A 26073-nucleotide genomic window follows, 5' to 3' on the forward strand; every position below is an offset into this window, starting at 1 on the left:
TTCAGATCAGAACGATCTGCCCTGTATCTGCTGAAAGTCTTGCTTTTAATGCGATCTCGGTGGTGAGAATGGAGTCTTCCGGTGTTACCATACACTTTCCTTGACCACGAATTTCCCTCAAGAAATCTTCGAAAATCTGCCCTTTTTCAACGAGTGGTACTTCTCTGTGTCCTTTCTCGTCAGTGAGAAACACTCTTTCATTAATGACCTCTACGATTCCTCTGGTTCCCACTATTCTCATTCTGTCGTCGTCGTGGGTAGGGGCACCCTGGGGTCTGAGATAATCTATGGAAAGAGAGGCGAAAACCTCGTTTTCCAATGTGAAGTGGCAGAGTGCTGTCGTTTCGAGTTCTCCATGGCCTGAATTGTGAAGACGTGAGTGAGTAGCATAAACGGAGAGAAATTTTTTTCCGGTGATCCAGTGGATCCAGTCAATCGCGTGTATTCCAACCCAGGGAATGGTCCCTCCGTATGTTTCCCTCTTTTTGTAAAAATCTGGTCTTTGTCCGAGTTTGTATGACTTCTGTGTGTTCACAAGTCTGATTTCACCCACAGCACCTTCACTGACAAGTTTTTTGGCGGTGAGAAAATGTGGCCGGTATCTAATACCAAACATGGCTGTGAAGAAAACCTCGTTCCTCACCTTCTGATAGACAGACCTGATCTTTTCCAGATCTTCAAAGGTGGTAGCTATAGGTTTCTCTACGAAGGCGTGGATTTTCCTCTCTAAAGCTTCTAGCAGGATCTTTCCGTTCAGAGAAAAAACGGTATTTATAACCAGAATATCGGGTTTTTCTTTTTCTAACATTTCCCACCAGTTGTTGTATTTCTTCGGTTTTATGTTCATTTCAGATATAGCTTTTTCCAGCTTTGACAAATCTTCTTCTGGTACCCCTGGTGCGATCCCGGTAATGGAACACTCCTCGTCGAGTCCTTCTAAAGCATATCTGAAATGACCAGAGGAGCCAATTACGCATATCTTCAGCATGTTATCTCCCCTTCGAGCCCCTCGAAGTTTTCAAGCTTTACTTCTTCACCACGCTTCGCCCACGGTAGATTCAGTTCAGAAAAGATTTTTTCCTCCTCGTAGGCTCTCTCCATGGCCTCTTTTAATCCTTCTACCCAAATCATAGGAGGTTCTCCCTCTACTCTTTTCAGTTCTGTTGGAAAATCCTGGATTTCTTTCATGGAAACGTGTGCTCCATTTATAGCAATTGTGTGGGCCATGGCCGATTCAAGGGTACAGATGAATTCCTTTCGCCCCCTCGCTGCATCTACCACAACCCAGAGTTTTCTCATACTACCATGATCTGTTGGACCGTAAATCTCTTTTCTACCATCTTCATAAACAACGAGAAGATTCTCTTCACTTTCAGGATATTCCGGGTAATTACATATGACCCGGGCCTTTTCAAATCTGTATTCAAAAACAGGTCCTTTACGTTCTTTTACAGCGTGTGTTGCGAAGAAAAGAACGGGTATCTTTCTCACAGTCATTTTCAAAGCACAAGTGTCGAAACTTTCTATGTCGTTGGCTCTGTAGAGTTCCGCAACCATACTTTCAGGATACGCACTTTCTTCCATTTTTTCGCCCAGCAAGAAAAGCATGTTGTGCAGAAAGTGTGCTGTAGCGTTTCCTGCCACACTGTCTAAAACCCATCGATTGTTCACCTTCAATTTTCCTGCCCAGGAGTTTCTTCTGTAATAAGCCGTATCTCTTGGCCAGAGGACAAGAGTTTTAAAAAGAACCGGCTTTCCAAATTTTCCAGCGAGAATATCCTCCTTGAGCTTGAGAACCGCAGGATTATAGGACCACTGATAACCTATCGCTACGATCTTTCCGTATTTTTCTCTGCATTCGATCATCTTTTTTACTTCCTTTACAGTAGCTGCAGCGGGTTTTTCACAGAGCACGTGACTTCCGTTTCTGACTGCCGTACAGGTTTGCTCGCAGTGATAATGGATAGGAGAAGAAATGATAGCAAGATCTGCTGTATGGTGAGAGTAAAATTCTTCGAGTGTGTTGTACATAGGAACGTTTAACGAACGGAGTTCATCATAGAACCTGCTGTTCTGTGGATACGGATCTACCACACCAGATATTCGAACACCTTTTTCTCTTCCTTCTCTCAGTATGTACTCTACATATTTGTTACCGTAACCCCCGATGCCTACGAGAACCACAGAGATTTCTTTCATGAGTTGTTGCCTCCTTCTCATCTGAAAACTTCTCTTCTCATGAAGCTATTCCATATCGTTTCGAACCAGGTATCTTCCCTTGGAATTTCCTTCACAGGATCCCAGAAAAATTCACACCTGTTTTCTTTGCAACGAACTCTCTGAATTTTCTTGTTGAAAGATTCGCCGGCCAGGCTGTATCTGAACATCTCTGGTAGATTTGGGACGGGGAGTTCTCCAGTCGGATCGTGAACGATGTAAGAACCTCTACTCTTTCCACCCGATTCTATGTAATTTTCAACCGCTGAAAGATACACGTATTGTGTGAGAAGAACGTCGTAGAGTCTGAATGCGAAAGGAAGTTGTCTTATAGAGGAGAGTTCTACTTTTTCAATCAGATTATTGAAATCTCTGAGGGCCTCGTTTTTCCCTTTTCCCGCTTCTTCAAGAGATCTCACTATACCCATACTTCTCATGGAACGCTCGCTTATCTCTTTGAGAATGGATGACACATTGGATTTTCCAGTGATTTTTTTCACAAAACTTTCGCCCAGTTCAATTTTTTTGAGGATTTGATCTTTCGCCTCTTCCAGAATTTCCTCTTCGCACAGAGGATCACCGGAGTAGTTCTCAACTATGTACTGGGCGGCCCTCACTCCTCCCACCTGTCCGGAGTTCAGAGCGCTACCACCGGGTCTGTATACTCCATGGGATCCGTTCACTTCTCCCACCGGGAAGAAATGTTTCAGATTGCTTTCCCACCAGATGTTTCCGTGAAGACCTCCGTTGTTATGCTGGGCGCAGACTCCGATTTCTAAGTATTCTTTTCTCAGATCTATTCCGTGCTGTAAATAGACTTCTATCGCGGGTCTGTTCATTTTTTCAAGCCTGTCTATAGGTCGACCGAAGAGAGCACCTGAATTTTTCAGGTATTCGTACGCTTCTTTTCCAAGAAGGGAGAAGTCCAGTTCCCCGTTTTTGCTTCCCCAGCTGGGATTTCTTGTGAAATCCAACCAGACCCTTCTACCTTTGATTACTGTTTCGTAGAACACGAGGATATCTATTAGAGAGGAACCGTAGTTTTTTATCTTTCTCACATCGAACGGCCACTGGTAACCTTTCAGGAAGATGGCGTTCAGCATCGTGGAAGGATCCGGGAAGTACTCTTCAAGGAACTCTCTTTCATCGTTTCCATTTTCATCCGTAGAAACGTACCTCGGTATGACCTGTTGATAGGTACCAGACAGGTTCCATCTGAACTTTTTGGAAGCGATTCCAAACTGCCATTCCGTCAGATTCTTCCCCATAACCCCCGCTTCGAAAGCGATACCCGTGGCTCCAAAATGCACAGGAGGATAAACCGAGTGGAAATAGAACATTCCCGCAGGTCCACCGGTTGCGTAGATTATGTTTTTCACGTTGAAGAGAACGTATCTCTTTTCCGGATCATCAATGTTGTTCAGATCTAGTGCGATGAGACCAATTGTTTTTTCTTCGTTTCTGTCTGTTAAGATACCGATCACCTGGTAACCTTCAAAGATCTTTATACCCTTTCTTCTGATCTCCTCCAGGAGTTTTTCACACATGTAATAGGAAGTCAGAGGACCTGCAGAGGTAGCGCGCTGTTTGGGATCATGATCTGTCTTGTATCCAACGTACTCACCGTACCTCGAATGGGGAAAAGGAACCCCAAGTTCCACGAGCCTGAAAAACGCCCGGGCCGAAAGGGCAGCTTCAACGAGTGCGATGTCACCGTCCATACTTCCTCCGTTGAACAATGTTTCAGCAAGTTCATAAACGGAATCAGGTACATTACCTGCAAGCGTGAGCTTGTAGTATGTTTGCTTGTCAGAGCCAGTGTTTCTGGATGTTCCCCATTTCAGGTTATCCGTTAAAAGTGCCACATCTTTCTGGCCAAAAGAGAAAACCCTGTCTACCGCATTCAAACCCGCAGCACCAGAACCCACCACGATAGTATTGAGAGAGAAAATTCTCAGGGTGTATTCGTTTAACTTAACAACCGACTCTCTCATGATTTCTTGCTCTCCTCCATCTTTCTGTATATGGGAAGGTACACTTCACCATCTCTGACAACACAACCACAGCTTTCTCCCGCAGCTTTCAGTTCCGCGCACTTGTTACAAGTGATACAAACTTTTTTCGGATCGAGTTCCCCCTTTGTCAGTATGTCTTTGGGATAATCTGGGTACGCGAATGTCATTCTTCCAAAACCCACAAAGTCGCACCAGCCGTTCTTCAGCATACCGGCTGCAACGTAGGGTGCGAACTGTCTGAACCAGGTGAAGCCGCTCGCAACAACGAGCGTTTTTGAAAGAGTTTCTTTGGCCAGTTTCGCCAGGTTCAGAAGTCTCATGGCTCCAACGATGGGATGCTCAGGAGGATTGTACTTTCCCATTTCATCATACGGTCTGTTTATATGAGGTTTCAGATACGGTGTGGAAGCGGTCACGTTGATTATTTTCACACCGAGTTCTTCCAGTTCTTTCAGAAGTCTTCCAGGTTCTGTGAAATCGAGTGTTCCCTCTTCTGTCGATCCCCACCCGTATGGGTAAGGAATGAAGTCAGAAAGGTTCAATCGCACGGTAATGTCTATTTCGACTTCCTTTCTAACGAGTCTTACGATGTCTTTCAGAAGTTTTGTTCTGTTTTCGTAGGAACCTCCATATTTTCCCTCGCGTGTGTGTGCTGCAAGTAGTTCGGAAAGAAGGTATCTGTGACACGCTTTAATATCAACCGCATCGAAACCAGCTGTTTTTGCGAATTTTGCAGCTCTCAGGTACTGTTCTTTCAAGCTATCCAGTTCTTCATCGGACATGAGGGGAAAATCTTCTGTTATACCGTATTTTTCATCCAAGAATTTATCGTGGAAGAGAATCTTTCTGTTCTTTCCAAATCTTCCAGGATGGGTAAGCTGGGCTACAATGTACGGTTCAAAGTTTTTTGTTTTCAAGGAAACACTTTTTATCTCTGCAACAAAGCTTCTGAAAGAGTTCACAGTTTCTTCTGTCAACATTAGTTGTCTGTCGTTTCCCCTCGCTTCCCTGGAAACAGCAATGGCTTCCACCCATATCACACCAGCTCCACCTTCGGCAAGTTTCCTGTAACGCCTCAGTGTGAGGGGACCGGGAGTTCCATCGAGCTGTGCGTCGTTTCCTTCCATAGGTTGATCAACGAATCTGTTCGGGATTGTCTTTGAACCAAGATCAACAAGATCTCTGAAAACATCGAAATCACCCGACAGTGGAAGATCGATTCCCAACGTAATAGCTTCCCAGCGCATCTCTTCGAGTGTTCTGTATTTGAACCTTTTTTTCACTCAGATTCACCTCACACCTTGAACTTCTGAACGAGCGTTGAGAGCTGTTCAGAAAGCTCAGACAGTCTTTCAGCAGCCTGAGAGACTTTTGCAGCAGAAGTGGTCTGATCTTCTATGAGAGACTCCATTCTGTTTAGACTTTCCACAACTCCTTCGACTATCTTTGTGACGTTGTCCATCGCGCTCGCCATCTCCTCCGCCGCCGCACCCTGTTCCTGCGCAGTGGCAGCTGTGTTCTCTATCATGCTGTTGATCTCTTCTATCCTTCCAAGGATCTCTCTGAATCTCTTTGTGACTTCTTCTCCCATCACCGCTATCTCGTCCACTCCTTCGAACATCTCTTTCGAGCCGTTTTCTACGTGTTCTATCGTTGTTCTCAGGCTGCTCAGCATCTTCGCTATGTCTTCTGTCGCCCTCTGGCTCTCTTCTGCGAGTTTCCTTATCTCGTCTGCCACCACCGCAAAGCCTCTTCCCGCTTCTCCAGCTCGAGCTGCTTCTATCGCTGCGTTCAACGCGAGCAGGTTCGTCTGCTCTGCTATCGAGCTGATCGTGTCCACTATCTCTCCTATCGTCTTGGCCGAGTCAACTAGTTCTCTCAGGTAGTCCCTCTGTCTTTCTGCTGACCCTTTGAGTTTGTTTATGACTCCTCCCACCGCTTCTACTCTCTCTGTCCCTTCTCTTGCCGCTTTCGTCACCGCTTCTGACCTTTCTGTCAGATCCTGGGTGATCTTTGAGATGTTCTGAGCACTCGCTGCTACTTCTTCTACGCCGCTCGTCACTTCTGTCAGCGCACTGCTCATGTTGTTCGCCTCGTCCAGTATCTTTTTGGCTTCTTCGTGCAGGTTCTCTGACATCTTGTGGCTCTCTTCTGAGAGAACTTTTATCTCTTCTGATGCTCCGCTAAGCTCTTTCGCAGCTTCTATGATGCTCACTATCATCTCTTTGAGTGAGAGTGCCGCTTCTTTCAGGCTCTCTTCTATCTGGGTCAGCTCGTCTCTTCCTTTCGCTTCGAACTCTACTGTCAGATCCCCTTCTCCGAATCTCTTCACTTTCTCTACCTGCTGCCTCATTCTCTTCACTACCGGCATCATCGAGACAAACAGCACCGCAAAGATCACTCCGCCAAACACTACATACGTCACTATCGTCCCAAGGGTCGCTTTCCTTCCTTCTGCAAGAAGTTCTTCCAGGTACCCTGTTGAGAAGATGTAGAAGTCGTACCCGGGCACTTTCTCCCATACGGTGTATTTCTTCTCCCCGTTGTATTCGTATTCTACGTATTTCTCTCCACCGCTCTTTGCTTCCTCGAATGCTTTCTCAAAGCCGCCTAACTCCTTCACGTCTTTCATGAAGTTTCCCATGTCTTTGTGGATCAGTACCTTTCCGTCGCTTGTGACAAGAAGCCCGTAGCCGCTCTTGCTCGCTTTCCCTTCTTCTACAACTGCCTTCCAGAGATCGGAGTTTTCGGAAAGATTTATTCCAAAACCCACAATCCCGGTACGGGTATTCATAGTTTCTATGGGAACCACTACGGTCAGGACGGGCGTTCCCTGAAAGGTTTCGGGCATAAAGAAAATGTCTTTTCCCTCCACAGCTTTTATGTATTTCTCGTAATCAGCGAAATCTACACGGTCAACGCGATTACCATCAGTTAAGGCTGCACTTTTGTTAAAAGAAAGCGCAGAAAAAGCAAAGGCAAATGTTGATTTCTCTTTCTCCACAGTTGTTTTCAACTGGTTCGTAATCATATATGCCTCAAAAAATTGGGAACCAAGGTACGTTGCCGCAGATCTTGCAACATTAGTAACATTGTTCAGTTTCTCAACGACAAATTTCGACAAAGCTTTTGCTTGATTTTCCGTGTTCGATCTAACAGAATTAATTATTGAATTGGACACGCTTCTATAAATGAGAAAGAAGCTGAGTAGCAATCCTGCCACAACTACTATCATCAAAAGAAATACTTTTTTCCTCAAAGACATGCTTTCTCCTCCTCTTCCATAGTTAGAGTTAGTATTTCAATCCACCTGCCATTATACCCTTCATGAAGAGTCTTTGGAAGAGGAGGAATATGATCAAGGTAGGAATGATTGTCAGTGTAGAAAATGCGAGTATGGTATTCCACTCTGCACCGCCGTACTCTTCCTGTATTGTTGCGAGTGCCAGCTGCAGTGTATAGAGGTTTCTTCTATTTACAACAAGGAGCGGTAAGACAAAGTCATTCCATCTCCATGTGAAAGAAAAGATAGCAAGAGCGGCTACCAGAGGTTTTGATAGAGGGAAAACTATTCTCCAGAAAATCTGCCATTCATTTGCTCCATCGATTTTCGCACTCTCTAAGAGTTCGTCGGGAATGTCTTTCATGTATTGCACTGCCATGAACATACCTGTTGGAGTATAGACAGCAGGAATGATCAATCCCCAGAGGCTATTTATCAATCCCAGACTTCTGATTACAACAAACAGAGGAACCATTATCACCTGTGCACTGACAAACATAGTCATGGTGAACATGCTGTTTACTGGCCTGATACCCCAGAATTTTCCCTTTGCCAAGCCATATCCAGTCATGACGCTTACCAGAACCGTGATAACGGTTGCCACTGTGGCCACAAAAAGGGTATTTCTCAAATAAGTTAAAAGATCATACTCTTTTATAACATTTATATATCCTTCAAGAGAAGGTTTTTTCGGAAAAATGGTAGGTGGATAGCTGTATATCTCACTCATGGGTTTAAATGATGAAACTACTGCATAGAATACAGGAAGCATGAATACTACCAGCATAAAGACGATGAAAATCCACTTTATTGTTTTTGTCAGCATTTCTGTCCCTCCCAACTAGGATCTCGATTCTCTAAGTTTGAGAGTGATCATAGCAATCGCAAACGCAATAAGGAAATATATGACAGAAGCAGCGTAGGAATAACCTATTCTGAACTGAGTGAACGCTGTTTGATAGATGTAGAGAGGAATTATCGTTGTAGCGTAACCTGGTCCTCCTGTAGTGAGCACGTATACCCCTGCAAAGCTTCTTAATGTGTGAGCGATCGCTGTCATCAACACTAAGAGATTTGTATTGCTCATAGCAGGAAATACCACGTACCAGAATCTCTGCCATCTATTTGCACCATCGATCATCGCGGCTTCTATATAATCTTGCGGAACATTTTGGAGTCCTGTGATGAACATAACCATCAAAAGTCCTGTCATCCCCCAGGTCCTCAGTAATGCAATCGAAAACAAAGCGGGAAATGGTTTTATCAACCAGGGAACGGGTGGCAAACCCAATGTCCTCAAAATATGGTTCAAGAGTCCTATATCATAAGACAAAAGCCACTTCCACATTGTTGTTCCAGCGACGGCTGGCATCATGTACGGCCAGTAGAAGAAAGCACGAAGTATTTTCGAAGCAGTGGTTTCTTCATACAGACAAAGAGCCAGTCCCAGCGATACGAAGAACTGCATCGGAACTGCCAAAAGAAGGAGCTTGATGGAAACCCACACAGAATTCCAAAACCATTTATCTTTTAGAAGCATCTTAAAGTTTTCTAATCCAACGAATCGGGGAGGACTCAGGAGATTCCATTTGAAGAATCCCATGATGAAAACACTGATAACTGGTACTGCAACAAACAGTACAAGGAATACAAGACCAGGAAGAACGAAGATGAATCTGGATCTAACTAGGCTTCGGATCATCCACTCTCCTCCCTGTTTTGTTTTCGTGGCAAATAAATATGGGGAGGGAGGATACCCTCCCCGAAGGCAATCATCATTGATTATTTAATACCAAGTTCTTCAACTATTCTTTCATACTCCGCTCTGATATTCTTCAAAGCTGTCTGCAAATCCTGTTGACCAGCTATAACGAGTGAGATTTGCTTTCTCAGAGGATCATATAGTCTACTCCAGACAGGATTTGCCCTGACCGTCACAATCCATTCAGGAGCATTCGCAGCAAGGTATCCAAACACCTTCTGCACACTTTCCATTATTGGTACTCCGTAGTCTACCTTGTGATCTTTGTAAGCGGAAAGGTGCAGGGTTGTCTTCAAGTAAATATCGTAACCCTTTCCTTTCCATCCAGCCCAGAGAGCGAATTTTGCGGCTTCTTCTTCTTTCTTTTTGTCACCCGTCTTGAACGCACCGAAGAACCTTCCGCCTTCTACACCAAAACAGTATTCATCCTTTGGTAAGTATGCCGGGAGAAATCTCTTGCCTTCTACAGAGAGAGCATCGAGGGTTTCCCAACTACCGGCCCAGTAAACCGCTGTGACACCACCATAGAAATCATTGTCCGCAGACTGCCCGCTTACCCACTCGGCGGGAACACAAAGGTTTTCTTTGAATAGATTAACAAAATCCTCAAGAGCTTTGATTGCTTTTGGATCCTTATCGAGAACAAGATTCAGATTCTCATCCAGCACTTTGGCTCCTCTGATTGCAAGATAGTTCGCTATTCTTTCAGCAGAATACTGCATGGACATAGCGTATGGCAGGTTATTTGCCTCTTTCACCTTTCTCAAAACTTCCACGAACTCTTCCCATGTCCAGGGCTCTTCTCTTCCACCAAGTGGTGGGAAAGGTATACCAGCTTTTTCGAAGTAATCCACATTGACCCATAGACCCTGGACTGTGAAGTGAAGTGGAACGTACTTGATCTTCCCATTCTCGTCCTTGATATAAGGCTTCACAACATTGTAGAAAGCATCTTCGTATTCTTTTGGCGTGATTCCCAAGTATTTTTCTATGTATGGATCCAAATCGATGAGGTACTTTCTAAGTTCCGGTGCAAATGGATACGTTATGGTCATGAGATCTGGAACGTCACCGCTCATGACTGCAAGGGAGATCTTCTGCATATAGGATGAATAAGAAATGTCGATAATTTCGAAGTCGACATCAGGATTCAGTTTCTTGTACTCGGCTACGAGAGCCTCCAGTCCTTTTCTTTCTGTTCCTCCACCACAGTAGATAGTGAGTTTCACTGCACTAGCTAGTACCGGTAGAAGTATCAAAGAGATCAAAAGAACAACTGCGAGTTTCCGCATAACTCTCCCCTCCTAACATAAGATTTTCGATTTTGATGTCTGATACTTCAAAGGGATTTTATCACCGAATTTTCATCCGTGTCAAGTTTGATTAACTTGAAGAACAATCGATTACGAGTGATTAGAAACAATTATATCCAATTATTGTGTGTGTTCTTATGAAACCAAATATTGACTTGAATCGAAAAGATGTGGTAACATCACTGACGTGAAAATTTGAAACATCAGATATCTCAGTAGGGAGGGATGCTCATGAGGTTTTCTCGTGTGGTTTCTTTAGTACTGCTTCTTGTTTTCACAGCTGTTCTAACTGGTGCTGTAAAAGCTTCTCTCAATGACAAACCTGTGGGATTTGCATCCGTACCGACGGCGGATTTACCGGAGGGCACAGTTGGTGGATTGGGTGGTGAGATCGTTTTCGTCAGAACAGCGGAAGAACTGGAGAAATACACAACAGCAGAAGGAAAGTACGTAATAGTCGTTGATGGAACGATCGTTTTTGAACCAAAGAGAGAAATTAAAGTTCTTTCAGACAAAACGATCGTGGGAATAAACGATGCAAAGATAGTCGGTGGAGGTCTTGTGATAAAGGATGCCCAGAATGTGATCATAAGAAATATTCATTTTGAGGGCTTTTACATGGAGGACGATCCTCGGGGTAAGAAGTATGATTTCGACTATATCAACGTGGAAAATTCTCATCATATCTGGATCGACCACTGTACCTTCGTCAACGGCAACGATGGTGCAGTGGATATTAAAAAATACTCAAACTACATCACTGTTTCCTGGTGTAAATTTGTGGATCACGACAAGGTCTCCCTCGTTGGTTCCTCCGACAAAGAAGATCCGGAACAGGCAGGGCAGGCTTACAAGGTCACGTACCACCATAACTACTTCAAGAACTGTATTCAGAGAATGCCCAGAATTAGATTTGGAATGGCACACGTGTTCAATAACTTCTACAGCATGGGCCTGAGAACAGGTGTCTCTGGAAACGTCTTCCCCATTTACGGTGTTGCTTCAGCGATGGGAGCGAAAGTCCACGTTGAAGGAAACTACTTCATGGGATACGGTGCTGTGATGGCAGAGGCGGGAATTGCGTTCCTTCCCACCAGAATCATGGGTCCCGTGGAAGGTTATCTGACGCTCGGTGAAGGAGATGCAAAGAATGAATTTTACTACTGTAAAGAACCTGAAGTGCGTCCTGTTGAGGAAGGAAAACCCGCTCTCGATCCACGCGAGTACTACGATTACACGCTTGATCCAGTTCAAGATGTTCCAAAAATCGTTGTAGATGGAGCAGGAGCAGGGAAACTGGTGTTTGAAGAACTAAATACGGCTCAGTAATTATCATCAACCAATCCGTTAACATTTGGAGGGGGGAGACCCCCTCTTTGTATTTGAACCATTACCCGGAATTTAGAGGAGGTGCACACATGCCTACCATAGTATTTGTAGGAGCGGGGAGTGTGAGGTACACGATCAAGCTGGTAGGGGACCTGGCGAAGACACCGGATTTGTATGGGTCAAGACTGGTACTGATGGACATCGACGAAGAAAGGTTGAAAGCAACGTACATTCTCGTCACAAAGTACCTCAGAGAACTGAATGCAGAGTACACAGTGGAACAGACGACAAGCCTTGAGGAGGCACTTGAAGGGGCAGATTTTGTCATCAACACAGCCCTCTACAGGGCACCAGGGCACGAAGACGGATACGTACACTACGAGATCATGAGGGAAGTAGGGGAGAGACATGGCTACTACAGAGGGATAGACAGCCAGGAGCTGAACATGGTCTCGGACTACTACACACTCAGCAACTACAACCACCTGAAGATGAGCCTTGATATAGCAAAGGCAGTGGAGAAGATAGCACCGAATGCGTGGATACTGCAGACGGCCAATCCTGTTTTTGAGATCACACAACTTGTGAAGAGGCTTACGAAGGCAAAGATAGTGGGTTTCTGCCACGGGTATGCGCACGTGTTCCACCTTGCGAAAGTACTCGGTGTGGAGCCAGAGGAATTAGACTGGCAGGTAGCAGGGGTGAACCATGCGATATGGATGAACAGGTTTAGATGCAGAGGGGAAGATCTCTATCCGAAGCTGGACGAATGGATAGAGGAGAACGCATCGCGATGGGAACCGAAGAATCCCTGGGATGTGGACTTTTCACCTGCAGCGATAGACATGTACAGGTTCTACGGGATGTACCCGATAGGGGATACGGTGAGGAGTGGGACATGGAAATACCACTACGATCTTGAGACGAAGAAGAGATGGTACGGGAAGTTTGGAGGGATAGACAACGAAGTGGAAAGGCCGAAGTTCTACGAGAGTTTGAGGGAGCAGAGGAAGAGGCTGATGGAACTTGCGAAAGAAGTGGAGAAAGATCCGACGATAGAGCTGACGAAGGTGTGGCCTGAGGTGTTCACAACAGGCAGTGAGAGTGTAGAACAGCACATACCTTTCATCAACGCGCTTGTGAACGACAAGAAGGCGAGGCTTGTATTGAACGTAGAGAACAGAGGGGTGATAAAGGGGATACCGGACGATGTAATGGTGGAGGTGCCGGTGGTAGTTGATAAAGAGGGGATACATCCGGAGAAGATAGAGCCTGATCTTACAGACAGGATCAAGAAGTTCTACTTACTTCCGAGGATACTCAGGATGGAGTGGACACTTGAGGCGTTCATATCTGGTGACAGGAGGGTTCTTGAGGAGATCCTCGTCAGGGATCCAAGAACCAGATCCTACGAACAGGCCGTCGCTGTTATTGATGATATCCTTAACCTCCCCTTCAACGAGGAAATGAAGAAGCATTACTCAAAAGTAGGAAAGAATTGATATGGCGCTGTTTGACATGCCTCTGGAGAAATTAAGGTCTTACCTTCCTGAAAGATACGAAGAGGGGGATTTTGACCAGTTCTGGAGAAAAACTCTTGAGGAATCAAAGGGGTTTCCTCTGGATCCTGTTTTTGAAAGAGTAGATTATTTACTTGAGAACGTGGAAGTGTACGATGTCACCTTCTCTGGTTACAAGGGACAAAGGATAAAGGCGTGGTTAATTTTACCGGTTGTCAGGAAAGAGGAGAAACTCCCGTGTGTTGTTCAGTTCATTGGGTACAGAGGAGGAAGGGGATTCCCGTTCGACTGGCTCTTCTGGAGTAGTGCGGGATATGCCAATTTTGTTATGGATACACGAGGCCAGGGAACGAGTAGAACAAAAGGTGACACACCAGATTATTGCGAAGAACCATTGAATCCCCAATTCCCAGGTTTTATGACTCGTGGTATACTGGATCCTAAAACGTATTATTATATATAGACATAAATATGAATTATGGTAAACTATATCTGAAACATCAAACATCTTAAAGGGAGTGATGGGGTTGAAAGCTCACGCCATGGTGCTCGAAAAGTTCAATCAACCTCTTGTATATAAAGAATTCGAGATCTCAGACATTCCACGAGGATCTATTCTGGTTGAAATTCTCTCTGCAGGTGTTTGTGGTTCCGATGTTCACATGTTTCGCGGAGAAGATCCCAGAGTACCTCTTCCCATCATCCTGGGGCACGAGGGTGCAGGAAGAGTTGTCGAAGTGAACGGAGAAAAGAGAGATCTCAATGGAGAACTCCTTAAACCCGGTGATTTGATAGTCTGGAATAGGGGTATCACCTGTGGTGAATGTTACTGGTGTAAGGTGTCAAAAGAACCTTATCTCTGTCCAAACAGAAAGGTCTATGGAATAAACAGGGGATGTTCTGAGTATCCTCACCTCAGGGGATGCTACAGTTCTCACATTGTGCTGGACCCAGAAACAGACGTTTTAAAGGTATCGGAAAAAGACGATCTCGATGTTCTTGCCATGGCGATGTGTTCAGGAGCAACTGCATACCACGCGTTTGATGAGTATCCTGAATCCTTTGCTGGGAAGACCGTTGTTATACAGGGAGCAGGACCTTTGGGATTGTTTGGAGTTGTTATAGCAAGGAGTCTTGGTGCGGAGAATGTGATTGTAATAGCGGGTTCTCCGAACAGGCTGAAACTTGCCGAAGAAATAGGAGCAGATCTCACATTGAACAGAAGAGAAACGAGTGTTGAGGAGAGAAGAAAAGCAATAATGGACATCACACACGGTAGAGGAGCAGATTTTATCCTGGAAGCGACGGGGGACAGCAGAGCACTTCTCGAAGGATCTGAGTTACTGAGAAGAGGAGGATTTTACTCTGTTGCGGGGGTAGCTGTGCCACAGGATCCTGTACCTTTTAAAGTTTACGAATGGCTTGTTTTGAAGAACGCGACTTTCAAGGGAATCTGGGTCAGTGATACTTCACACTTTGTGAAGACGGTTTCAATCACGTCCAGGAATTATCAACTTCTTTCCAAGCTCATCACGCACAGACTTCCTTTGAAAGAGGCAAACAAAGCCCTGGAACTCATGGAATCGAGAGAGGCTTTGAAAGTAATCCTTTATCCGGAGGGATGATCATGGAAGAACTGGCAAAAAAGATTGAAGAAGAGATTTTGAATCACGTGAGAGAGCCTCAGATACCCGATCGGGAGGTTAACCTCCTTGATTTTGGAGCGAGAGGGGATGGAAGAACAGACTGTTCTGAGAGCTTCAAAAGGGCCATAGAAGAACTTTCAAAACAGGGCGGAGGAAGACTGATTGTTCCCGAAGGTGTGTTTCTAACGGGACCAATTCATTTGAAGAGCAACATCGAACTCCACGTGAAGGGAACCATAAAATTCATTCCTGATCCTGAGAGATACCTTCCCGTCGTTCTCACCAGGTTCGAGGGAATCGAACTGTACAATTATTCTCCCCTGGTTTACGCCTTAGATTGTGAGAACGTGGCTATCACCGGAAGTGGGGTTTTGGACGGTTCAGCAGACAACGAACACTGGTGGCCCTGGAAGGGAAAGAAAGATTTCGGATGGAAGGAAGGACTTCCCAACCAGCAGGAGGATGTAAAAAAACTGAAAGAAATGGCCGAGAGAGGAACACCAGTTGAAGAAAGGGTGTTCGGAAAAGGACATTATCTGAGACCGAGTTTTGTTCAGTTTTACAGATGCAGAAATGTTTTGGTAGAGGGTGTGAAGATCATCAACTCTCCTATGTGGTGTGTACATCCGGTTCTCTCTGAAAATGTGATCATAAGAAACATTGAAATTTCAAGCACGGGCCCAAACAATGATGGTATCGATCCTGAATCCTGCAAGTATATGCTCATTGAGAAATGCAGATTCGACACAGGTGATGATTCTGTGGTCATCAAATCGGGGAGAGACGCGGACGGAAGACGAATCGGAGTACCTTCTGAATACATTCTTGTGAGGGATAACCTGGTGATCAGTCAGGCGAGTCATGGTGGACTTGTGATTGGGAGTGAGATGTCCGGTGGTGTGAGAAACGTCGTTGCAAGGAACAACGTCTACATGAATGTGGAAAGGGCTCTCAGGTTGAAAACGAATTCCAGGCGTGGAGGATACATGGAGAACATCTTCTTTATAGACAACGTGGCTGTGAACGTTTCAGAAGAGGTGATCAGAATAAATCTCAGATACGATAACGAAGAGGGAGAATATCTTCCTGTAGTCAGAAGCGTTTTTGTTAAGAACCTGAAGGCGACAGGTGGAAAATACGCTGTACGGATTGAGGGTCTGGAGAATGATTATGTAAAAGATATTCTGATATCTGATACTATAATTGAAGGAGCGAAGATCTCTGTTCTTCTTGAGTTCGGTCAGTTGGGGATGGAGAATGTTATCATGAATGGATCAAGATTCGAAAAGCTTTACATCGAAGGTAAAGCTCTGCTGAAATAAAATAGGGAGGTGACGCCGGTGAAATCTCATATTGGTCTCATCGGTCTTGCTGTGATGGGTCAGAATCTTGCACTGAACATTGCGAGGAAAGGCTACAAAGTTTCGGTTTACAACAGAACAGCACAGAGAACGGAGGAATTTGTGAAAAATCGTGTAACGAATGAAGAGATAGAACCTCATTACGATATCGAAAGCTTCGTGAAGTCTCTCGAAAGACCAAGAAAGATAATCTTAATGGTAAAGGCAGGAAAACCCGTGGATGATACGATTTCTCAGCTTCTTCCTCACCTCGAACCAGGTGATTTGATAATAGACGGTGGTAATTCCCATTACATGGATACCGAAAGACGCTTCAAGGAACTCTCTGAAAAGGGAATACTTTTCCTCGGTATGGGAGTTTCTGGTGGTGAGTACGGGGCTCTTCACGGGCCTTCTCTCATGCCTGGGGGAAGTAGAGAAGCGTACAACCTGGTTGAGGAGATTCTTTTGGAAATAGCAGCGAAAACAGAGGATGGACCATGCTGTACATACGTTGGTGAAAGATCAGCGGGCCACTTTGTGAAGATGGTTCACAACGGCATAGAATACGCCATCATGCAGGCGATAGCGGAAGTTTATCACATTATGAGAGATGTTTTGAGCCTATCATCTGAAGAAATGTCCAGTATCTTTGAAGAGTGGAACAGAGGAGAACTCAGCTCGTTCCTGGTGGAGATCACCTACAAGATTTTGAGAAAGAAAGATGAAGAAACAGGAAAACCGATGGTCGATGTGATTCTGGACAAGGCGGAACAAAAGGGAACTGGAAAGTGGACATCCCAAGCAGCCCTTGACCTCGGAATACCTACCCCTTCCATAAACCTGGCGGTGGTTGAAAGGGTGATTTCCCATTTCAAAGACATAAGAACAAGGCTTTCGAAACTGTATAATAAGAGAAGAAGCGCTACTCAGGGTAGCGAGGAATTTTTGAGAGATCTCCGAAACTCTCTCTTCTTTGCCATGTTCATGGCCTTTTCTCAGGGCATGTGGTTGATCGCAGAAGCATCGAAAGAGTTCGGCTATGGGGTGAGCCTCTCGGAGGTGCTCAGAATATGGAAGGGTGGATGTATCATAAGGGCGAAGTTGATAGACACACTCAGAAGGTACATATCTAACGAGAACGCGTATTTGCTGGAGAACGAAGAAGTGATGAATCTATTGAAAGGCAAAATCGATTCTCTAAAGAACATATTGAAGGCGTCCATAGAGAACGAAATCCCCGTTCCTGTTTTGAGTTCCTCTTACAACTACTTCATGAGTCTTACCGAAGAGAGACTGCCGGCGAATCTCATACAGGCTCAAAGAGACTTCTTCGGAGCACACACTTTTGAGAGAGTAGACAGAGAAGGTGTGTTCCACATCAACTGGGAGGAAGGAGAGATAGGATGAAAAAAATCGAAGTGGACCTCGTGAGAACGAAGGTCTACAATCTTCTCAAAGAAATGATACTGAACCACGAATTGAAGCTTGGAGAGAAACTAAACGTGAGAGAACTCTCCGAAAAACTTGGTATCAGCTTTACTCCTGTGCGGGATGCCCTTCTCCAGCTTGCAACTGAGGGTCTTGTGAAGGTGGTTCCAAGGGTTGGTTTTTTTGTAACCGACGTCGATGAGAAATTCATAAGAGAAACCATAGAAACGAGAATCATGATGGAAGTCTTCTGTCTTGAAAATTACTTCGATAAAATTGCTGGTTCCGAAGAACTTTTAGAGATAAAGGGAGAAATCGATGATGTGGAGAAAAGCGCCAAGAGAGAGATTTTTGACGATTCCGATGAAAGGCTACACAAACTCTTCATCAGAGCCTCGGGAAATGAACTCATCATATCTTTGTATGAAAAAATATGGGATCGTATAGACCTCGTAAGGCATCTGAACGAAAGATACGTCGTTTCGAACAGGGAACACAAAGAACTCATAGAGAGAATCATCAGCGGCGATAAAGAAGGCGCTATTGAAAAGTTAAAAGAACACTTGAAAAATGTGGAGGCGGAGACCATAAAGAACCTGTACACATATGAAAGGAGTTGAGAAGTTATGGTCTTGAAAGTGTTCAAAGACCACTTTGGAAGGGGATACGAAGTTTACGAAAAGTCTTATAGAGAAAAGGATTCTCTTTCTTTCTTCTTGACAAAGGAAGAGGAAGGAAAAATTCTGGTGGTGGCTGGAGAAAAGGCACCTGAAGGTCTGTCGTTTTTCAAAAAACAGCGGGCGGAGGGTGTTTCGTTCTTTTTCTGTGAGAGAAATCATGAGAACTTGGAAGTTCTCAGAAAATACTTTCCAGATCTCAAACCAGTTCGAGCGGGATTGAGAGCGTCTTTTGGAACAGGTGACAGACTCGGTATCACCACACCGGCTCACGTGAGGGCGTTGAAGGATTCAGGGCTTTTTCCCATCTTTGCGCAGCAGTCGGTGAGGGAGAACGAGAGAACGGGAAGGACCTGGAGAGATGTGCTGGACGATGCCACATGGGGAGTTTTCCAGGAGGGATACAGTGAGGGATTCGGAGCGGATGCAGACCATGTGAAGCGGCCGGAGGATCTTGTTTCGGCTGCAAGGGAAGGTTTCACCATGTTCACAATCGATCCTTCGGATCATGTGAGGAATCTTTCAAAACTTACAGAAAAGGAAAGAAATGAGAAATTCGAAGAGATTCTGAGAAAGGAAAGGATCGACAGGATCTATCTCGGTAAGAAATACTCTGTTCTCGGTGAGAAGATCGAATTCGATGAGAAGAATCTCAGAGATGCGGCGCTCGTGTATTACGATGCGATTGCCCACGTGGATATGATGTATCAAATTTTGAAAGACGAAACCCCGGATTTCGACTTCGAAGTGTCAGTTGACGAAACAGAAACTCCTACGAGTCCTCTCTTCCACATTTTCGTTGTGGAAGAACTCAGACGAAGAGGTGTGGAGTTCACCAATCTTGCCCTGAGATTCATCGGCGAATGGGAAAAGGGAATAGATTACAAGGGGGATCTTGCACAGTTCGAGAGAGAAATCAAAATGCACGCAGAAATCGCAAGGATGTTCGAAGGATACAAAATATCACTCCACTCTGGAAGCGACAAATTTTCCGTGTATCCTGCTTTTGCTTCCGCGACAGGAGGCCTTTTCCACGTGAAGACAGCCGGAACGAGTTATCTTGAGGCGGTGAAGGTCATATCCATGGTCAACCCGGAGCTCTTCCGGGAGATCTACAGGTGTACTCTCGATCACTTTGAGGAAGACAGAAAGTCCTATCACATATCTGCGGATCTGTCGAAAGTTCCGGAAGTAGAGAAAGTGAAAGATGAAGATCTTCCAGGTCTTTTTGAAGACATCAACGTGAGACAGTTGATCCACGTCACCTACGGCTCTGTTCTGAAAGATGCATCTTTGAAAGAACGGCTATTTAAGACGCTTGAACAAAACGAGGAACTCTTTTACGAAACTGTGGCAAAACATATAAAAAGGCACGTGGATCTGCTGGAGGGGTGAAAGAGGTGTTCGATCTCAGGGGGAGGGTTGCCCTCGTAACCGGTGGCTCTCGTGGGCTGGGTTTTGGAATCGCTCAGGGGCTGGCAGAGGCCGGATGTTCAGTGGTCGTTGCAAGCAGAAATCTGGAGGAAGCATCAGAAGCGGCTCAAAAGTTGACAGAAAAATACGGTGTTGAAACGATGGCTTTCCGATGCGATGTTTCAAACTATGAGGAAGTGAAAAAACTTTTGGAAGCAGTGAAAGAGAAATTTGGAAAGCTCGATACGGTGGTCAACGCTGCGGGGATAAACAGAAGACATCCAGCGGAAGAATTTCCTCTCGATGAGTTCAGACAGGTGATAGAGGTGAACCTTTTTGGAACTTACTACGTGTGTAGGGAGGCCTTTTCACTCCTGAGAGAATCCGATAACCCCTCTATCATAAACATAGGATCTCTCACCGTTGAAGAAGTCACCATGCCCAACATATCCGCGTACGCTGCTTCGAAAGGGGGCGTAGCTTCTCTCACAAAAGCTCTGGCGAAGGAATGGGGAAGGTACGGCATAAGGGTGAATGTGATAGCGCCGGGCTGGTACAGAACCAAGATGACAGAGGCTGTGTTCAGCGATCCAGAAAAACTGGACTACATGCTCAAGAGGATACCCCTTGGCAGAACGGGTGTACCAGAGGATTTGAAGGGTGTGGCAGTCTTCCTTGCTTCCGAAGAGGCGAAGTACGTGACTGGACAGATCATATTTGTAGACGGTGGTTGGACTGCGAATTGAAGGGGTGAGGCCAGTGACGGTGTATCTGGAAGGAGATCCTTTGACCGAAGAGAAGATAAAAGAAGGTCTTTCAAAATTGGTTGAAGATCTTGGAAAAGTGAAAAAAGTGCTGGTGGTGCACACAGATTACACCCGTGTGGATTTCACCCACTTAGTAGCAAAGAACCTCTACAGATTTCTCCTTGAAAGAGGTCTGAAAGAGTTTCATACGCTCAACGCAAGTGGTACACATAGGACTATGAAAATTGAAGAGTTCGAAAAGAAACTCGGTATCTCAAGAAACGAAAGAAGAGTGTTTTTCCATAACCATGAGTTTTTCAATCCTGAAGCACTGGCGTTTGTTGGCACGCTACCGGCTGGTTTCGTTTCAGAGATGACCGAGGGAGATCTGGAAGAGGAGATACCGATAAAGGTGAACAGACTTCTCTTTGAAGATTTCGACGCGATCTTTTTCATAAACGGTACAGTTCCTCACGAATCAACAGGTTTTTCCGGTGGCTTGAAGATCGTTATTCCGGGAATTGCCAGCACGGAAGTTGTAGATACTTTCCACTGGGCAGCAGTTCTCATGGGCATTCCAAAACTCATAGGCACAGTGGACAATCCCGCGCGTAAGATCATAAACAGGGCATCGGAGATGATCTTTGAGAAGATAAAAGCAAGATCCTTCACACTCAACATGGTGTACGAAGAGGAAGAAGAAGTGATTCCAAGAGCTCTCTACATAGATGAAGGATACGAAGGCTTTTTAAGGGCATACGAAAAAGCTTGCGAGCTCAGCTCTCAACTTCACGTGAAATACATAGACCGACCTCTCAGAAGGGCTGTCCAGGTGATAGGAGAGGAATACGATGAAGTCTGGACGGCGGGGAAGGGTTCCTACAAGCTTCAAAGACCAGGTGTGATGGCAAAGGGCGGTCAGATCATCATCTACGCACCGCACATAAAGAGGTTCCACTCCAACCCGCAGATGGACAAGTGGATCAGGGAAATAGGATACCACTGTAAAGACTACGTGAAGTGGTATCTGAAGAAACATCCCGATTTCAACAAGAACGTTGCAGCACATGTGATCAACGTAAGAGGAGCTGGAACGTTCGATCCAGAAACGGGTAAAGAGGAGTTCGAATTCGATGTGATTCTCGCTACCTCCATTCCTGAAGACGAATGCAGGGCAGTGAACCTTGGATACATGGATCCGTCGAAGATCAAAAAAGAAGATTTCATGGATGAGGATAGTCTCTGGATAGTCCCGGGTGGAAAGTACCTCTACGATCTGAAGGAGAGGAGAGGATGATAGCGGCCATAGACATTGGAACAGAGAGCGCTCGTCTTATGTTCAAAAGTAACGGTGAGTGGAAAGTTCTGAAAAAGTCATATAGAATCTTCTTTCCATCACCCGAGGCGGCAGAACAGGACCCGAATGAGATCTTTTCCGCTGTTTTCGATCTTTTAAAGCAAGTACCCAACGAGGACGAGGTTCTCTACGTTGGTATGAGCTCTGTGTTCCACAGCATCATCGGTCTTGATGAAAATCTCAATCCGGTTACTCCCCTCCTCAACTGGGCAGATAGAAGATCCTTTCGGGAAAAGGAAGAACTGGAGAAGAAGTACGGTGTCAGGTTCTTTTACGAAAAAACTGCGTGCCCGCTCCATCCGATGTACTGGCCTTCGAAGATCCTGTGGATGAAGAAAAACTCGAATGCGAAAAAGTTCTGTTCGATAAAAGCTTACATCGTCAACAAGATGACTAGAGAATTTGTGGAAGAGCTTTCTCTCGCATCTGGAACCGGTATGATGAACATACATTCCCTCGAATGGGACGGGGAAATCCTGGAGATCACGGGAGTGAGGAAAGAAGATCTTCCTGAGATCAAATCACCTTACACACAGTTGAGGGTGAAGGATGAAATAGCGAAAGAGCTCGGCTTCAAGAAAGTCTACCTGGTCCTCGGCGGTGGAGACGGAGTGATGACGAACGTAGGAGTGAACGTGATGGATCCTGATTCAGCCACCGTGACGATCGGAACGAGCGGCGCGTTTCGTGTTGTCATGGACAGACCGGTGATCGATCGGGAGGGGATTTCCACCTGGTGCTATCTGATCGATGAGGAGAACTACGTTCTCGGCGGGGCGATAAACAACGGTGGTATCGTTCTCATGTGGCTGAGGGACATCATGAAATTCAAAGACTACAACGATATCATAGAAGAAGCAAAGGAGTCTCCAGCTGGTGCGAACGGACTGGTATTCCTGCCGTTTCTCAACGGGGAAAGGGCACCGCACTGGAGAGAAAGATACAGGGGCGTTCTGGTAGGGCTCACTTCCTCTCACAGAAGGAGTGACATTGCAAGAGCGGCACTCGAGGGAATCTGCTTCAGGATAAAGGACATACACAACGCGGTTAAAAGAGTGGGAAGTGTTGATCCCAATCGAATCGTTGCGACGGGAGGTTTCACCAGCTCTCCGTACTGGGTCCAGCTCTTATCGGACGTTCTTGGAAAGGATATAATCGTCACAAACGTGGAGAATCCTTCCGCTTTTGGAGCCTACGTAATGGCTTTGAAATCGCTGGGAGAAGATGTGGAAGGCTTTATCGAAAAAGAGGTTCGGGTAGAGCGGGTGTTTCACCCTGATTCTGAAAGAAACGCGGTGTACGAGAGACTGTACAATGATTATAAGTTCCTGTACGAAAAACTCGTGGACTATTATTACAAGGAGTAGCCAAGCCCCGTCATCTTTTTGAGGTTGAGAACCTTCAGTATCTCTTCGACAGGAATGTTTTTCTCCTGGGATAGAATTTCAACGGCTTTCTTTATGTCCCAATTCGCTTTTTTTATTGCTTCAGAGACCGCTTCGTATCCAAACAACTTTATCAAAGGTGTGAGGTTCGAAACAGACCTTCGAAGGTGTTCCTCACACCGCTCGTTGTTCGCTTTTATTTTTGAGATGTAGCTGGCGAGTGATCTACAGGCGTTTGTGAGGAGTGTGAGAGATTTCAGTGTGAGGTGAACTATCAGAGGAGCGAACTGGTTGAGTTCTAAATTCCCAAGCGCGCAGGCATGGTTCAGGATCATGTCGTGACCGAAAACCATATGACAGATTTGCATTACGTACTCGGAAACAACCGGGTTTATTTTTCCTGGCATGATGGAGCTTCCCGCCTGCACAGCTGGAAGAATCAGTTCCCCGATCACGGTGTTTGGTCCGCTTCCCAGCAGTCTGATGTCGTTTGAAATCTTGTAGAGGTTCACAGCAAGGGATTTCAAAAGACCATGAACCTCGGCAAAAACGTCCCAGTTCTGCGTGGCGTCTATGAGGTTTTCTGCTTTAGCAATCTTCACTTTCGTCACTTCTCTCACCTTTTCCACGATCTTGAGGATGTAGTCTTTCGGCGCCCCAACTCCCGTTCCGATGGCCGTTCCCCCGATGTTTACACTTCTTATTCTTTCTTCGACTTTGTAGAGCCTCCATCTGTCTCTCGCGAGGGCATCCGCGAAGGCACCGAATTCCTGCCCTAACATGATGGGCGGTCCATCCATGAGCTGTGTTCTTCCCGGTTTTCTGATGGAGTAGAACTCCTTCTCTTTCTCCTGAATCTTCTCCTGAAGGTTTATCACTTCATCTATGAGTCTTCTGAGTTTCACGATGGTGGCGATTTTCGCACTCGTTGGGAAGGTATCGTTTGTGGACTGGTGCAGGTTCACGTGGTCTATGGGATCGACCAGGTATTCTCCTTTCTTTCCACCGAGTATTTCCGTAGCCCTGTTTGCGATCACTTCGTTTACGTTCATGTTTATGGAAGTTCCAGCCCCACCAGAGAGTGGATCCACAACCACGTGTTTTTTCAGGTCTTCCCATTCGTCACAGGCTTTCACAATGGCGTTTCCTGTTCGTTCGTCCAGATAACCAAGCTCTGTGTTCAAAAGGGCGCAGGCTTTTTTCACCATGAAATAGGCCCAGATGAAAGTTTCGTCGAGCTTTTCACCCGTGGATGGGAAGTTCATGAGGGCTCTCTTTGTGTGTATTCCATAGTAGACTTCGCCTTCTATCTCCAGTTTCCCGAGGTAATCGCGTTCCTTTCTCACACCTTCACTTCCTCTCTGAAGGGACGTATCGCCCGGTCGAGTACTCCATGGAGGTAAGAGATCGTCACACCGTAGTTCGTCATGGGAATACCGAGTCTCTTTGCCATTCTCACCCTTCTCATCATAGCTGCCCTGTTCAGAACACATCCTCCGCAGTGAATGATGAGTTTGGCACCCTCGATCTCTTCGAGATCCGGGAAATCCTTTCCCGCTATGACTTTGAAGTTCAACTGGGCTCCCGTGTGGTTCACAAGCCACCTTGGAATCTTTACCCTTCCGATGTCTTCGGTGAGAGGTCTGTGGGTGCAGCCTTCCATGATGACAACAGTGTCTCCGTCTTCCAGCTCTTCTATCTTTCTCACGCTTTCCACAAAGTAAGCCAGATCTCCTCGATATCGTGACTCCACAATGGAAAAGGTGGTGAGCTCCACGTCTTCCGGGACATCAGACGCTACTTTCATTACCACCTGAGAGTCTGTGATGACGAGTTTTGGTTTCATCCCTATGTTTTCCATCACGTACCTGAGCTCTCTTTCCTTCACCACGAGGGCGATGGCTTCTCTGTCGAGGGCTTCCCTGATCGCATGGACCTGAGGCATGATGAGCCTTCCCTTTGGAGCACCGAGATCTATGGGAACCACGAGGATCACAAGATCGCCGCCATCTATCAGATCACCGAGGTAAGGAATCTCTTCATCACCCGGAAGAATTTCGGAGATGGTTTTTCCGATATCGTCGAATCCCTTTTTCTGCAAAGCCGAAACAAGGAGTACTTTCGCTTCGTAACGGCTTTCGTAGAGTCCCTTCAGCTCTTCGGCCTTTTCTCCAAGAACGTCGATTTTGTTTACGACAACTACGAAGGGAATTTCCATCTCTTTGAAAAGATTGACAACGTCGTCTTCGTACGGTGTCGGTTCGCTGTCTGTTACGAGTATTCCACAGTCCGCTCTGTAGAATACTCTCCTTGCTTTCTCCACTCTGAGTCTTCCAAGTTCTCCCACATCATCGAGCCCAGGAGTGTCGACCAGCGTTACAGGGCCTACGGGGTAAAGCTCCATGGATTTGTAAACGGGATCTGTCGTGGTGCCTGCGTATTCACTCACGATGGACACGTTTTGTCCAACGAGTGCGTTCATGAAGGATGATTTTCCAACGTTTCTCCTTCCAGCGACAACGATGTATCTCCTGAAACCAGCGTCCGGCAATCTCACGATATCACCCTCTATAAAGAAAAATCCCCTTCGCACGACCGAAGGGGTGAGTTCCCCCTCGGTGTCGGGTGCCCTCCACCTC

The 26073-nt window shown here is 45.8% G+C and carries 21 protein-coding genes; 11 read left to right on the plus strand and 10 right to left on the minus strand.

The genetic code is table 11. From position 1 onward, the window contains the following. Position 1 precedes the first annotated feature (1 nt). The 8 genes from TM_RS02155 to TM_RS02190 form a co-directional block, all read right to left on the minus strand. Positions 2-988 carry a Gfo/Idh/MocA family protein gene (locus TM_RS02155; protein ID WP_004083301.1) on the minus strand — a complete coding sequence of 329 codons (987 nt, stop codon included), beginning with the start codon at positions 986-988 and terminating at the stop codon, positions 2-4. Continuing rightward, the gene (locus tag TM_RS02160; RefSeq protein WP_004083303.1) at positions 982-2199 is read right to left on the minus strand and encodes a Gfo/Idh/MocA family protein; all 1218 of its coding nucleotides are present in this window, start codon (positions 2197-2199) and stop codon (positions 982-984) included. Before TM_RS02160 ends, TM_RS02155 begins: the two co-directional genes overlap by 7 nt. Before the next feature lie 17 nt (positions 2200-2216). Continuing rightward, entirely contained in the window at positions 2217-4211 is a 1995-nt protein-coding gene (locus TM_RS02165; protein WP_004083312.1) for an FAD-dependent oxidoreductase, read from the minus strand. Next, a complete protein-coding gene (locus tag TM_RS02170; RefSeq protein ID WP_004083314.1) occupies positions 4208-5515 on the minus strand; it encodes an NADH:flavin oxidoreductase in 1308 nt (435 codons plus the stop codon). Before TM_RS02170 ends, TM_RS02165 begins: the two co-directional genes overlap by 4 nt. 11 nt (positions 5516-5526) lie before the next feature. Continuing rightward, positions 5527-7497 carry a methyl-accepting chemotaxis protein gene (locus TM_RS02175; protein ID WP_010865116.1) on the minus strand — a complete coding sequence of 657 codons (1971 nt, stop codon included), beginning with the start codon at positions 7495-7497 and terminating at the stop codon, positions 5527-5529. 28 nt (positions 7498-7525) lie between these two features. Next, on the minus strand, positions 7526-8341 hold the full coding sequence (locus TM_RS02180; RefSeq protein WP_004083318.1) for a carbohydrate ABC transporter permease: 816 nt from the start codon (positions 8339-8341) through the stop codon (positions 7526-7528). Positions 8342-8356: 15 nt separating this feature from the next. Then, positions 8357-9217: a carbohydrate ABC transporter permease gene (locus TM_RS02185; RefSeq protein WP_004083320.1), complete on the minus strand. Its 861-nt coding sequence runs from the start codon at positions 9215-9217 to the stop codon at positions 8357-8359. Between the two features lie 80 nt (positions 9218-9297). Then, entirely contained in the window at positions 9298-10569 is a 1272-nt protein-coding gene (locus tag TM_RS02190; protein WP_004083321.1) for an ABC transporter substrate-binding protein, read from the minus strand. Between the two features lie 246 nt (positions 10570-10815). On the opposite strand from TM_RS02190, the gene pelA reads away from it, so the two are divergent. From pelA to TM_RS02245, 11 genes are all read left to right on the plus strand, one after another. Next, positions 10816-11919 carry a pectate trisaccharide-lyase gene (gene pelA, locus TM_RS02195; protein WP_010865117.1) on the plus strand — a complete coding sequence of 368 codons (1104 nt, stop codon included), beginning with the start codon at positions 10816-10818 and terminating at the stop codon, positions 11917-11919. A gap of 89 nt (positions 11920-12008) precedes the next feature. After that, positions 12009-13421: an alpha-glucosidase AglA gene (aglA, locus tag TM_RS02200; protein ID WP_010865118.1), complete on the plus strand. Its 1413-nt coding sequence runs from the start codon at positions 12009-12011 to the stop codon at positions 13419-13421. 1 nt (position 13422) lies between these two features. Beyond that, positions 13423-13902 carry an acetylxylan esterase gene (locus tag TM_RS02205; protein WP_004081531.1) on the plus strand — a complete coding sequence of 160 codons (480 nt, stop codon included), beginning with the start codon at positions 13423-13425 and terminating at the stop codon, positions 13900-13902. Between the two features lie 58 nt (positions 13903-13960). Next, positions 13961-15064 carry a zinc-binding dehydrogenase gene (locus tag TM_RS02210; RefSeq protein ID WP_015646101.1) on the plus strand — a complete coding sequence of 368 codons (1104 nt, stop codon included), beginning with the start codon at positions 13961-13963 and terminating at the stop codon, positions 15062-15064. Beyond that, the gene (pelB, locus tag TM_RS02215; RefSeq protein WP_010865120.1) at positions 15061-16407 is read left to right on the plus strand and encodes an exopolygalacturonase PelB; all 1347 of its coding nucleotides are present in this window, start codon (positions 15061-15063) and stop codon (positions 16405-16407) included. Before TM_RS02210 ends, pelB begins: the two co-directional genes overlap by 4 nt. Before the next feature lie 18 nt (positions 16408-16425). Then, positions 16426-17835, plus strand: a complete 1410-nt coding sequence (gene gndA / locus TM_RS02220) for an NADP-dependent phosphogluconate dehydrogenase (protein ID WP_004081528.1) — start codon at positions 16426-16428, stop codon at positions 17833-17835. Then, a complete protein-coding gene (locus tag TM_RS02225) occupies positions 17832-18476 on the plus strand; it encodes a GntR family transcriptional regulator (protein ID WP_004081527.1) in 645 nt (214 codons plus the stop codon). The genes gndA and TM_RS02225 overlap by 4 nt, the downstream gene beginning before the upstream one ends. Positions 18477-18482: 6 nt before the next feature. After that, positions 18483-19928, plus strand: a complete 1446-nt coding sequence (uxaE, locus tag TM_RS02230; protein WP_004081526.1) for a D-tagaturonate epimerase UxaE — start codon at positions 18483-18485, stop codon at positions 19926-19928. Between the two features lie 5 nt (positions 19929-19933). Continuing rightward, positions 19934-20692, plus strand: coding sequence for an SDR family oxidoreductase (locus TM_RS02235; RefSeq protein ID WP_004081525.1), 759 nt, complete (start codon positions 19934-19936; stop codon positions 20690-20692). A 13-nt stretch (positions 20693-20705) separates the two neighbouring features. Further along, positions 20706-21989 (plus strand): lactate racemase domain-containing protein, encoded by a 1284-nt coding sequence (locus TM_RS02240; RefSeq protein WP_010865122.1) that lies wholly within the window; start codon positions 20706-20708, stop codon positions 21987-21989. After that, on the plus strand, positions 21986-23416 hold the full coding sequence (locus TM_RS02245) for a gluconokinase (RefSeq protein WP_004081523.1): 1431 nt from the start codon (positions 21986-21988) through the stop codon (positions 23414-23416). The genes TM_RS02240 and TM_RS02245 overlap by 4 nt, the downstream gene beginning before the upstream one ends. Here the strand turns inward: TM_RS02245 and TM_RS02250 are convergent. After that, positions 23404-24780, minus strand: a complete 1377-nt coding sequence (locus TM_RS02250; RefSeq protein WP_004081522.1) for an aspartate ammonia-lyase — start codon at positions 24778-24780, stop codon at positions 23404-23406. The genes TM_RS02245 and TM_RS02250 overlap by 13 nt on opposite strands. After that, entirely contained in the window at positions 24777-25991 is a 1215-nt protein-coding gene (hydF, locus tag TM_RS02255) for a [FeFe] hydrogenase H-cluster maturation GTPase HydF (protein WP_004081521.1), read from the minus strand. The genes TM_RS02250 and hydF overlap by 4 nt, the downstream gene beginning before the upstream one ends. Positions 25992-26073: the final 82 nt, after the last annotated feature.

Source organism: Thermotoga maritima MSB8 (genome assembly GCF_000008545.1).
Taxonomy (GTDB): Bacteria; Thermotogota; Thermotogae; order Thermotogales; family Thermotogaceae; genus Thermotoga; species Thermotoga maritima.

Coding starts and splice junctions, on each gene's coding strand:
- TM_RS02155 (WP_004083301.1), bottom strand. CDS start 988: ATGCTGAAGATATGCGTAATTGGCTCCTCTGGTCATTTCAGATATGCT.
- TM_RS02160 (WP_004083303.1), bottom strand. CDS start 2,199: ATGAAAGAAATCTCTGTGGTTCTCGTAGGCATCGGGGGTTACGGTAAC.
- TM_RS02165 (WP_004083312.1), bottom strand. CDS start 4,211: ATGAGAGAGTCGGTTGTTAAGTTAAACGAATACACCCTGAGAATTTTC.
- TM_RS02175 (WP_010865116.1), bottom strand. CDS start 7,497: ATGTCTTTGAGGAAAAAAGTATTTCTTTTGATGATAGTAGTTGTGGCA.
- TM_RS02180 (WP_004083318.1), bottom strand. CDS start 8,341: ATGCTGACAAAAACAATAAAGTGGATTTTCATCGTCTTTATGCTGGTA.
- TM_RS02185 (WP_004083320.1), bottom strand. CDS start 9,217: ATGATCCGAAGCCTAGTTAGATCCAGATTCATCTTCGTTCTTCCTGGT.
- TM_RS02190 (WP_004083321.1), bottom strand. CDS start 10,569: ATGCGGAAACTCGCAGTTGTTCTTTTGATCTCTTTGATACTTCTACCG.
- pelA (WP_010865117.1), top strand. CDS start 10,816: ATGCTCATGAGGTTTTCTCGTGTGGTTTCTTTAGTACTGCTTCTTGTT.
- aglA (WP_010865118.1), top strand. CDS start 12,009: ATGCCTACCATAGTATTTGTAGGAGCGGGGAGTGTGAGGTACACGATC.
- TM_RS02205 (WP_004081531.1), top strand. CDS start 13,423: ATGGCGCTGTTTGACATGCCTCTGGAGAAATTAAGGTCTTACCTTCCT.
- TM_RS02210 (WP_015646101.1), top strand. CDS start 13,961: ATGGGGTTGAAAGCTCACGCCATGGTGCTCGAAAAGTTCAATCAACCT.
- pelB (WP_010865120.1), top strand. CDS start 15,061: ATGATCATGGAAGAACTGGCAAAAAAGATTGAAGAAGAGATTTTGAAT.
- TM_RS02225 (WP_004081527.1), top strand. CDS start 17,832: ATGAAAAAAATCGAAGTGGACCTCGTGAGAACGAAGGTCTACAATCTT.
- uxaE (WP_004081526.1), top strand. CDS start 18,483: ATGGTCTTGAAAGTGTTCAAAGACCACTTTGGAAGGGGATACGAAGTT.
- TM_RS02245 (WP_004081523.1), top strand. CDS start 21,986: ATGATAGCGGCCATAGACATTGGAACAGAGAGCGCTCGTCTTATGTTC.